Genomic DNA, 9890 nt, shown 5'->3' with positions numbered 1-9890 from the left:
TGGATGGCGTCCTCTCAAAGCTTGTAGGGACGTCTCGCAACAGAACCTCTGGCTCTGAGAGGAACCCGCTTGGTCATGCTTGGCGGGTTTTCTTTTGCCTGGATCGGCGTAGTGGCAAACGTAACGGGTTCCAGAATACCGTCAAGCTTCAGGCATTGCCCCTTTCCAGATGGAACGCAATGATTAGGCTGCTCAAGGCGGAGGTGACCCTCATGGCAGGCAACGAACATGATACCGAACCTAAGAAAGGGGACTTCGACAGCTCAGAGTGCAAACTTCATGTGATTGCGGTGCGGCAACATTGGGCCGAGCAGATGCTGGACGCATGATCTGGATCAACTGCGCTGTAGCGAGTGGCTTAAGCCATACTTCAGGGCGCACCATGCTGGATCGAGTGCTCGTTTGCCTAGATTAATAAGTATTATGCAAGTGTTTTAGCAGCAAGCCCATTGTTGCCAGGCCGGCAACACTGAGTCACGTGGTATTTAATCTCAAATTTCTGAAGCGATGCTTCTTGTTTCCTTTCTTTTCTGCATTATGTTGTTCTCGTCCCGCCTTTATGGGGCCGTCTACAGCCAGACGTGAAAGGGCTGCGGGGGCCTTAGGGCCGCCATCGCGACGACAGCGTAAGGTCGTACGTACTTCGGCTGGACGTTGACTAGCCGGGCTTGCTCGCACGAGCGGCCATCGCGGCGACGGCGGGACTGTCGTGAAGGAACCGACTGTGTGCGCCGCTCAGGTGGCGCGCGTTCTCGTGCTCGCGATGGATCACCCATGCCTAGCTCTATCACTCGACTGCTCTCGCGCCACGATGCCGCCGTGCTGCTGCGCGACCGCTTCAACCTGCCCTGCTCTCCACAAACCCTGGCCCGCTGGGCATGCGAAGGCAATGGCCCGCCGTTCCACAAAGTCTGCGGCCGCGCACTCTACCCTGAGGCGAGTTTGATCGCCTGGGCCCAGGACCTGCTCGGACCGCTTGAGCCACGACCTCTAGAGCCTACTACCTCGGCCCAATCAGGGCTGCCTTCCAACGCATAGAAAACCGCCCCGGAGCAGGTAAGCCCCGAGGCGGTGAAACGTCAGTTCAAGGATAGCTGATGTTTCTACCACATTATGGAATGCCTGTCTTCGTGGCTCCTCAACAGTAGGAGTTCACACATGACTGCTCTCAAACTTAGATGTGAAAACGTTCGACTCTTAGCGCGTCTCGTCGTCGAGCCACTAGGGCTCGAGATAAACAATGTCGAGTTCCACGTGGATTGGAACGGGCGCCTCTCAGCAAGTTCGTTTGGCGACCAGCTCGGTCGTACTCTCTGGAAAGATCGCGTCACAGGTAAAGAGGTATATCACCAAACTGTTGAAGGGTGGATCAACCCTGACGGGCTGCACGGCGACGAGCATCCCGCCGTCAAGGCTCTCCTGGAGCGCTATCCCCACATCGGCCTGCTGCTCAGCGGGGGTAAGCTATGAGCGCTTCCCTCGCAAAACATATCACGTGTGCCCTGGGCGGTGACTGGCACGGCAACTCCGGGAACTTTCCGGCTCCTGGGCACTCCCGCAAGGACCGTAGTGTCTCAATTGTAGATCATCATTCGGATCCGAATGATGTCGTCGTATTTACGTTCGGCCCCGAGACTTACAAAGACATCAAGGACGACTTGCGCCGCCGAGGGTTGTTGCCCAAGCGTTCTGGTCGCCGGGTGCCTCAAATCCCCCAGAGCCCGATCCAGACGGTCCCCAGGGCTGCGGTAGAGTTCGAAGAGGTGCGAAAGAGCCTTGATCTGGCGTATTGGCTCTGGGAGCGGTCACAGCCCATTGCTGGCACGTTGGCCGAACGGTATCTCTGCAAAAAGAGGCGCATCACAGTTTCCCTACCGGCGACGCTGCGGTTCCTCCCGGCAAGTGGCAAGCATCCTCCCAGCCTGATCGGGGCCTTCGGGCTTGCAGACGAGCCGGAGCCGGGTGTCCTGCGGATTAACACGCTTCGCGGGGTCCACCTGACCAAGCTGCGTCCCGATGGGCTCGACAAGGCCGACACAGAACCGAACAAGATCATGTTGGGACGGGCACACACTCTGCCCATCGTGCTGGCTCCCGTGAACGACATTGGTGGCCTGACGATCACTGAAGGCATCGAGGAGGCGCTTGCGGTCCATGAGGTCCGGGGTCTTGGCGCGTGGGCTGCAGGGTCGGCCTCGAGACTGCCTGGCCTGGCCGAGCACGTCCCTGCTTACGTGGAGTGCGTAACCGTCCTGATCGACCCAGACCCTGCAGGCGAGCGGTATGGGAATACTCTGGTGGAGCGGCTGGAGCGGCGAGGTTTCGAAGTCATTGCCATGCCAGTTCGCGACTTCAAAGCCGCCCTTCGTTTGCGGGAGACTCGCCATGGCATCTAACGGAAAAGTTGACGCTAGTGCGGTGCTCGAGCAGTACGGCCATGACTGCCTTAGGGAAATCATGGACGACGCTACGCGCAGCGCGGCCAACGCGCGTGCCAAGGTCAAAGGAGCAGATAAGCCTAAAGCCAAGAGCTCTCCCGCACAAAAGCAGAGGGGCAAAGAGCAGGATGTAGAGCTGCCGACAGCTGCAGAGGCATGGAATGCCTTTGACCGGCCGCCGGTCCCGACATTCCCCCTCGATGCGCTCCCGCAGACCCTGCGAGCCTTCGCCGAGGAGAAGGCTATGGCTTCGGGTGCAGATGTCAGCGCTTTCGCTATGGCAAGTCTTGCACTGCTTTCAGGTGTGATCGACCACCGCGTGCGTCTCAAGCCTAAGCGGTACCACGACGATCTTCTGATCCCGCCTGTCCTGTGGACCCTGCTCTTGGCTCCTCCCAGCTCGCGCAAGACCGCCATTATGCGTACCGCCTATGACGCAATCGATCGGCTCGACGGACGGGACCTTGAGGCTTACTTGGCTGCGAAGGAGGCCGAGGAGGAGCTCGCAAAGCTAGAAGAGCGTCCAGTTGAGACAATCCCTCAACCTCGTCACCGCATCATCACCGACGCTACCAGCGAGCGCGTGTGCGCCCTGCTCTCACGCCAGGACTGCGGTGCAATCCTGATCCGTGACGAGTTATCGGGCTGGATCGGGGCGATGGACAAGTACGGTGGCGGGGGCAAAGGCGCAGCGCAGGACCGCTCAATCTGGACTCGTGCCTTCGATGGTGGCCCTTATACGCAACAGCGCGTCAGCGGTGACCGTCGGGTCCGAAACCTATCGGTCGCCGTCATCGGCTCGATCCAGCCGGATCGTCTCCGAGAGATGGGCAACCTCGACTCGGACGGCCTCCTCCAGCGTTTCCTGCCCGTCGTGATGGGCGAGGCGCAGCCCTACCGCGACGAGGAACGGGACTTGCGCGTGGAGCGCGCCTTCACGGATCTCATCAACCGCCTCGACGGGATGGAGCCCGGAATGTTCCTCCTCACGGATGAAAGCCGTGCACGTTTCGAGGCATTCGACGCTGACATGATCAAGGCGGGGCGGATCACCGAGCCTTCGCCAGCCTTCGGTGGATTCCTCGCCAAGCTGCCTCGCACGCTGGGAGCCCTCGCGCTCATCCTGCATCTCGTGGACGTGGTCGAGGGTCGCGCGCTGGGCATCGAAGACGTTTCCGACCACGCCGTCGCCAATGCCGAGAGAATTGTGCGGGAGTTTGTGATCCCGCACGGGACGGCGTTCTACGACCTCCAGAATGGTGGTCAGGCCCTCAGCCGTGTTCGGCAGATCGCGACTGCCATTATCAGGCACAACGGTCCGACGATTACTCTGCGCAGCCTAACAAGAATTACGCGTGGCTTGCGGGACGGGCGGGAGGATGCCCTCAAGCAGCTATTCGTGTTCGAAGCAGGTGGGTGGCTCACTCCGGTCGAGCGCGGCCCCTACAACACGGAGTGGTTTGTCACGCCGGGCCTAGGTGAACGCTTCGCCGCAGAGCACGAGGCTGAGGTCCGGCTCCAAGCCGAAATTCGGGAACGGATCATGCGCGGGCGGAGGGGCGGGCCATGAGGAGAGGCCGTCGCCGGTGTCACCTCACGCGCATGAAGGCGTATGCCCCCACTGTCGCACAAAGGAAAATGGGAAGCCTTTTTAATTCTAGTCTAATGCCTGTGCGAGGTGACAACGGCGACAGTTGTTCATCTTCCACCGGATCCCTTGTGCAGCAAGGGATTGCTGAGATCCGTTTTTCGGGTGCCAGAGGCATCCAAACGGCCCACAAGAAACTGCGCCTGACGCTAAGTCACTGGAAAATAACGCCTTCGCAATCTGTCACCGTTGTCACCGAGGGGGGTGGTGACAACGGTGACAAGATAAATAGCGTTACATTGCGCCGGGGCTTCCGAAGGGAGCTGAGCCCCAATGGCCTGCCCATTCGCGCGCTCTGGGCGCGCACGCGCGGGAGCTGTGCCTATGATGCTGAGGCCTGAACACGCCCCCGCCCTGGAGCTGGTGTTCCAGGCGGTCAACGCCACCGTCGGTCCCTGCCGGTTTGAGGGCACGACCTTCCGCTCAGTGGCCCTGGCCATCCCTCTCGTACGCCGGGCCGCTGAGGTTCTCGTTGGTGGTTCGCTTCTCAGGCCCAGGCTTTACCGCGACAGCACAGGTCATCTGCACGGGCGTCTCACGAAGCATGCATTCTGGATGCTCTCCACGGAGGCCATGCACGTGTGGCGCTTCTTCGTTGTCGAGCGCGGCCTCACTGTCCGCAGGCATTGGGACTGGGTCTATTGGGACACCGGACACGGTCTGCCACCCCGCATTGACCACCTGACCGACGTCCGTCTGCCGATCGATCCGTTTCCTGTGGCCGGCTGGCGTCTGCCAAAGGAGGCGAGAGATCAGAGAGGCTGTCCCATCGTTCCACCCCCACCCACCTGCGAGGAGTAACGTGAGGTGGCCGACAATCCGTTTGAGAGCTTCAGCAAACCCTTCCCGGGCTTCACTGACGGCAATTCCGCCTCTCGCCGGCCCAAGCACCGACTGGCGAGCAAAAGCCGCCAGAGGCCGCCACAGCGGAACCGTCTAGTCGCTTGCTCGACGCTCGTAACCGGGCGGGGCAGACAGTTGTCGCGATCATGGCCGATGATCTGGCGGCCCATGGTCCGCAGGTGGTCACTATCCTGCGGGAGCGTGATCCGATTGCCTATGCCCGGCTGGTGAGCGACCTCGTCGCCTTCAAGCCGCTCCTCCGATCACACGCCAGCCCCGACAAGCCCGCGCCGGCAACCAGGGAGCCGACGACGCGTGAGCGGCTGGCCGAGCAACTCCTTGATGCCGTCGCCGCCGACTTTGCACAGCATGGGCTGCAGGCGGTTGCGAAGCTCCGGGCGACAAACCCAAGCGCCTATGCGCGGTTTGTCGGTGAGTGCGTGCAGTTCCGCATGCTCACTCCCGAACGTGCCCCGCGAAAAAACCCCGGCAAGCCCCGCCGCGAGCCGAGACAGGTTCGGGTGAATAATCTGCTGAAGGCGGCTTACGATGGGCCGATTGACGTGAACAACCCCAAACTGCCGGAGCGCTGGGTCAACCGCTGGGTTGAAGAGGAGCTTGCGCTCAAGGAGCAAGGACTGACCTCCTTCGACCTGACGCCGGAGGAACTTCGGGTGCGCTGGCCCAAACGCCTTGCAGCGTGGTTCGAGAAGCAAGTGCGCGGCAAAGTGCGAGCGAAGCCGTCGCCGGGCAAGACAACTCGCAAGGAGTGAGGCAGCGCTGCACGCGCCTGCAGTCGTCTGACTATCCTGACTCATCGGCCGAAAGGGCACTCTCGTCTCCCGACAAGTCCTTCAAACTCAATCGGAGCTCTGGCCAGCTAGACCTGCAGCCTCGAGATCGTCGAGTGGCTAACATTGTAGGTGCGTGCGATCTCGGTCAGGGGTTCACCAGCCTCACGCCGGACGAGAGCCTCGCGTTTCTGGTGCGCTGTCAGCTTCGGCTTGCGTCCGAGCCTTACCCCTCTAGCCTTCGCCCGCTCACGTCCTTCGCCGGTTCGAGCTCGGATGAGCTCGCGCTCGAACTCGGCCAGCCCTCCCAGCACCGTCAGCATCAGCCGCCCGTGTGGGGTCGTCGTATCGGCCCATGTGTCGTTCAGCGACCGGAAGCCAGCACCCTTTTTGGCGATCTCGTCCAGAACGTTGAGGAGATCACGGGTCGAGCGGGCCAGGCGATCAAGGCAGGTCACAAGAAGCACGTCGTCCGGCCCGAGGGCGGCGAGTGCCTTCTTGAGCTGGGGGCGGTCGGCCCGGGCACCGCTGACCTTCTCCTTGAAGATCTTCTCGGCGCCGGCAGCCTTAAGCTGGGCAACCTGGGCCTCGAGGGTCTGCCCCTCGGTCGAGACGCGGGCGTAAGCAATCAGAGCCATCAGATCAGCACTTATTTTGCACATATGTTTTGCACAGCGTAAGTGACTGATCCGCTTGGGTCGAGAGCTTTGTGCAAAATTCGTGATTTTTGCACAAAATGGCCGAAGGACGATGCCGGCAATCAGCATGGTCCAGGGACCAGCTCGGATCCTGCTCGTGCTGCTGGATCGCAGTCCGGCGGTTGCCGAGGAAACCTTGGCGGACTGACCTGTCTGATCAGGCCCAGGAAGACAGAACAGAAGGCACTTCTGCGAATTACGCGGGGTGCCCCACGTGTGCGAGGTCGGACTAACACATAGTGAGGATCCTCTCCTGGAGGAGCATGTCACTGCCAAGTCTCCCCTCCACAGTATTAGGAACCCTCCATGACATGAGGAACCCTCAACAATGCGAGTACTCCTCAAAAATATGAGGACCCATATTCATGTTGAATGCATGTAATCGTGAGTGATCCCTCCAAGTATATGAGTAGAACCCGAAATTAAACTGTGAGAAACCTACCTATATAGTATTATTTTCTGTCAAAAACGGATTTTATTTAAATTTTGGACTTGCCGTTAGCTTAAATCATCTAACATTGATACTCACCCGAGTGTGCTTGCTCCATGGCACCCTCGGTGATGACGCAGGCGAACCCGGACCTCACCCCACCCGGGTTCGCCTGCCGGGCGAGATGCCCTTGTTTCCACTCTCACTGAAAGAATGACCTGATGAGAACAGCCAGAGTTTGCCAGCACGCGTGGTCGAACGGCGACGATCTAGTGAACTGCTTCGCGTACTTGTACGGCACAAAGCCATTGGGAGAGAACGACTTCCGGATCGCAACCATGCTCGGGATCACGACGGACTCCTGGGCAATGCGCAAGAGCAACTTCAGCTACCTCGACACGGGCAAAGGCTACTCCAACGTCGCGAAGCAGAGCTTCGAGACCTGGGTCAAGTGGGGCAAGCCCGTAACGGCAGCAAAAAAGGCAGCGCACCTCCAGGCCGCTCTGGACTACCTCGCGACGAAGTCCAAGCAGAAAGGCTGATCAAGGCCGCAACATAGCTCGCAGCGCTGACCCGGTGGGTAACGCCGGGTCAGCCACCTACGTGAGGGCGAATGGAGAAACTCTCGACTTTCCTCAGGCATATGACGGAGACCACAATGACCAAGTCAGATTTGCAGCAGTCGATCCTAGACATCCTTAAGGACTTGCGCGGGCGTGCCCATCTCATCGACGTAGCTCGAGAGATCTGGAGCCGCCACGAAGCTGACCTCCGCCTCAATGACCTCTTCTACACATGGCAGTACGACATGCGCTGGGCCGCCCAGAGGCTTGTAGACGAGGGCAAGCTCACGAAGATCGGCCACACCGGCATCTGGGAGCTCCGGTAGCTGCATCGGAAGTGGAGGCGATGTCGCCTCCATTTTCCCCTTTGCAAACCCTCTGATCAGATGCGCCCCAACATTAAGAGGTCTGTGGCATGACACCGGAGCCAATCGATCAGTACACTCCCGAATACACCTACGAGGGGTTCGAGATTGACGAAGTGCCTCCGGAGGAGTTCGCCGCAGGGATCCAACAAGAGGTGGAACTCATAGGGGGCTGCGTCACCGCCTCGATCTGGGAAGGTCCTCCGAACGCGGGTATGGCGAGAGTGATCGTGGCGTTCCCAGACCAAAAGGATCTCGAAGTCTATATCAGGCGCTACTACTCAGAGGGAGATCTCGATCCTGAGATCATCGAGCAGGAAGTTGCGTCGATCAGGGAGATCTGAACCAGATTTGATGGGAAAGGGAGATCGCTGCGCTGCTCCATGCAGCGGATCAGCTCTTGGATGACCCAGCGTCTGGCGCGTCGTTGTGAGGATCGTTTCATCACCACCTCCCAGCGACGCAGACGCTCAACGGCGTGGTTTGATCCGAATGTCGATCTGCACGAGGTTCCCGGTGATCGGATCGAGAATGGTCATGAGGCAGTCCTCTCCCGTTCAGGCACAAGGTCAACGCCGTGCCTGCGGTTTCGGTCAGGGTCGCTTGTGATTGTGGTTACGGGACAGTTACTGCACTGGACGCGCACATCCCCAAAGCAGACGAGGTGCGGATGGAACACCTCGCCTGCTCCAAGGAAGATGCTGATCCGACCCGCTCGCTATAAGCGGATCAGCCAGAGCATGGTCGCGGCGGTATGGTTAACAGCCCATGAAGAAGCCCCGCTCGACTGAGCATCGAGTGGGATTCTGTGTAAGGGATCTGGTAAACCACGCGGCCTGTCAGCTTTGTACCTGTGCAGAGTGAAGCGACGGGATCGATTGAACTGGCCTCATTGCTCGTGCGTACTCCTGTCATGATTATCGACCATGCGTTCGATGGCATGCGCGAGATCAGCGTCGGCTTGGCTCAAAGCCTGCGAGCGAGCGATTTCGGCGCGGGTCTGCTCGATCGCCTGATGGGCCAGATCGATGGTCTCCTCAACCGCCGCATTGAGAGATTGCATGTTCTGTTCAGCCATAGTCATGAGCTACTCGCCTAATAGAGCTAATCCTGGGCAGTAAGAGATCCCGAGGGCCCCGCCACCCCTTAGCCGGCCTCGATCTCGCTGTCGAAGATCTCGACCAGTTCCTGGCCGTTAGTGTCGATCCGGCCCCAGTTGCGGACCAAGTGACCAAGAAAAGGCGCTCCCGCGGGAGCGCCTGAAGGGGCCGGCGGGGTAACAAGGGCAGGTCTGTGCTCAACGGTCCGGCCTCCGGTTTTATTCCCGCGCTGAACCGAAAACCGCCGCCTCAGGCCCCCGACAAGAAAACTCCCCCGCAGGTGGTGGCCAACGAGGGAGTTCGGGAGATTCAATGTAGGGGCAGTCAAAAGTGGATCCCATCAATCCACGCCTCAAACTAGACCCTCTGCCGCGCCGCGTCCTTGATCCAGGTTAAATGCGACGGCAGAGTTCGCCGTGATGGTGGCGCTCGGAAAACAATAAAAAGGCCGCGCTCAGTCTTTATGGCTGAGTTCGCGGCCTTGGCCCTGGATCTGCCCCCACGACTAGGAAGTTTATCTTCAAAATATACTTTTATTCTGACTGAACAATCCCTCAATCAATGTTTGAGATCTATAAACTAACCCGAAAGAGAAGAAAATTAGCCAATTCTACTTAGGCCAACTGGTCTAGACCACGTGCGACCCAGGCCAGTTGGCTGCAAACTCGTTCGTTTTTGGAACGAAAGCCGCAGGAGTGCATTACCTGGCATCTCCGGCGTATTCTGCCCCACGACCGGCACCTTGGAAGCGCTCCCTTGTGGGGGCGCTTTCTTTTTGCCTGCAGGAGCTGCTCGGGGAGCCCACATCTGGAGCGGCGCACACGGAACAGGCCGCTCCGTTTTCATTTGAAGGCCAGACAAAAAAGCTCCCCCGCTGGCGGGGCCGGAGGGAGCAAGTTCAGGTGAGCAACCCGCCTCAGTTCATCGATCGCCTGGACGCTTTGATGAGAGGATAGAGTTCCCTCATGCGCTCGGTCGCTGCCCTTGTGGCTGCTGCCGTCCATAGCTGCACCA

Annotated in this window: 11 protein-coding genes; 9 read left to right on the top strand and 2 right to left on the bottom strand. The window is 59.5% G+C overall.

Annotated elements, in window-relative coordinates:
• The 6 genes from DRB19_RS30860 to DRB19_RS27745 all read left to right on the top strand — a co-directional run.
• A partial coding sequence (locus DRB19_RS30860) for a hypothetical protein (protein ID WP_210207549.1) occupies positions 1–329 on the top strand: 329 nt, incomplete at its 5' end.
• A gap of 829 nt (positions 330–1158) precedes the next feature.
• Entirely contained in the window at positions 1159–1470 is a 312-nt protein-coding gene (locus tag DRB19_RS27765; protein WP_114189215.1) for a hypothetical protein, read from the top strand.
• Complete coding sequence (locus DRB19_RS27760) at positions 1467–2396, top strand: DUF7146 domain-containing protein (RefSeq protein WP_114189214.1); 930 nt, start codon at positions 1467–1469, stop codon at positions 2394–2396. The genes DRB19_RS27765 and DRB19_RS27760 overlap by 4 nt, the downstream gene beginning before the upstream one ends.
• A complete protein-coding gene (locus tag DRB19_RS27755) occupies positions 2386–4008 on the top strand; it encodes a DUF3987 domain-containing protein (protein ID WP_162815917.1) in 1623 nt (540 codons plus the stop codon). The genes DRB19_RS27760 and DRB19_RS27755 overlap by 11 nt, the downstream gene beginning before the upstream one ends.
• Before the next feature lie 402 nt (positions 4009–4410).
• Entirely contained in the window at positions 4411–4887 is a 477-nt protein-coding gene (locus DRB19_RS27750) for a hypothetical protein (protein ID WP_114189212.1), read from the top strand.
• Positions 4888–5030: 143 nt separating this feature from the next.
• Positions 5031–5702: a hypothetical protein gene (locus DRB19_RS27745; protein WP_147023026.1), complete on the top strand. Its 672-nt coding sequence runs from the start codon at positions 5031–5033 to the stop codon at positions 5700–5702.
• A 107-nt stretch (positions 5703–5809) separates the two neighbouring features.
• On the opposite strand, the gene DRB19_RS27740 is transcribed toward DRB19_RS27745, so the two are convergent.
• Positions 5810–6358 (bottom strand): recombinase family protein, encoded by a 549-nt coding sequence (locus DRB19_RS27740; RefSeq protein ID WP_114189210.1) that lies wholly within the window; start codon positions 6356–6358, stop codon positions 5810–5812.
• A gap of 711 nt (positions 6359–7069) precedes the next feature.
• Here DRB19_RS27740 and DRB19_RS27735 point away from each other — a divergent pair.
• The 3 genes from DRB19_RS27735 (at position 7070) to DRB19_RS27725 (ending at position 8120) form a co-directional block, all read left to right on the top strand.
• Positions 7070–7390, top strand: a complete 321-nt coding sequence (locus DRB19_RS27735) for a hypothetical protein (RefSeq protein WP_114189209.1) — start codon at positions 7070–7072, stop codon at positions 7388–7390.
• Positions 7391–7506: 116 nt separating this feature from the next.
• Positions 7507–7737 carry a hypothetical protein gene (locus DRB19_RS27730; RefSeq protein WP_114189217.1) on the top strand — a complete coding sequence of 77 codons (231 nt, stop codon included), beginning with the start codon at positions 7507–7509 and terminating at the stop codon, positions 7735–7737.
• An 89-nt stretch (positions 7738–7826) separates the two neighbouring features.
• The gene (locus tag DRB19_RS27725) at positions 7827–8120 is read left to right on the top strand and encodes a hypothetical protein (RefSeq protein WP_114189208.1); all 294 of its coding nucleotides are present in this window, start codon (positions 7827–7829) and stop codon (positions 8118–8120) included.
• A gap of 545 nt (positions 8121–8665) precedes the next feature.
• Here the strand turns inward: DRB19_RS27725 and DRB19_RS30430 are convergent.
• Positions 8666–8860: a hypothetical protein gene (locus tag DRB19_RS30430; protein ID WP_147023526.1), complete on the bottom strand. Its 195-nt coding sequence runs from the start codon at positions 8858–8860 to the stop codon at positions 8666–8668.
• Positions 8861–9890: the final 1030 nt, after the last annotated feature.

Origin of the sequence: Microvirga aerophila (assembly GCF_003332305.1) — a bacterium.
GTDB lineage: Bacteria > Pseudomonadota > Alphaproteobacteria > Rhizobiales > Beijerinckiaceae > Microvirga > Microvirga aerophila.
This window is presented reverse-complemented; position numbering and strand designations above follow the sequence as displayed.